The organism is Streptomyces beijiangensis, from assembly GCF_017315755.1.
Classification (GTDB): domain Bacteria; phylum Actinomycetota; class Actinomycetes; order Streptomycetales; family Streptomycetaceae; genus Streptomyces; species Streptomyces beijiangensis.
The window spans coordinates 1-423 of sequence record NZ_JAFLRJ010000613.1 but is presented as its reverse complement, the minus strand read 5'-3'; the positions used below and the strand labels follow the sequence as shown (position 1 = coordinate 423).

1 protein-coding gene is annotated in these 423 nt (G+C 72.3%); it reads left to right on the top strand.

Annotated features, from left to right (window positions below; genetic code table 11):
* The coding region (locus tag J0695_RS37510; RefSeq protein WP_242553688.1) for a pectate lyase at positions 1 to 423 on the top strand (423 nt) is incomplete at both ends.

Below are 423 nucleotides of genomic sequence, written 5' to 3'. Positions count from 1 at the left end.
GCCGCCGGGCACGCCGCCGTACCATCGCCGCCCTGACCACCGCCGTCGGCCTGACCGGCGCCGCGGTCTTCACCAGCGTCACGCTGTCGTCGGCGGGCGCGGCGACCACCTGGCCGACGGCCACGGGCAGCCAGTCGGTGTCCTCGACCATCTCGGTCCCGGGTACGTACGACGGCGGGCTGAAGCGGTTCTCCGGCAGCGGCGACCTGGGCGGCAGCGGCCAGGACGAGGGCCAGGACCCGATCTTCAATCTGAAGGACGGCGCGGTCCTCAAGAACGTCATCATCGGCTCACCGGCCGCCGACGGCGTGCACTGCGCGGGCAGTTGCACCCTGCAGAACGTCTGGTGGGAGGACGTCGGCGAGGACGCGGCGACCTTCAAGGGCACGTCGGCCTCGTCCGTCTACACGGTCTACGGCGGCG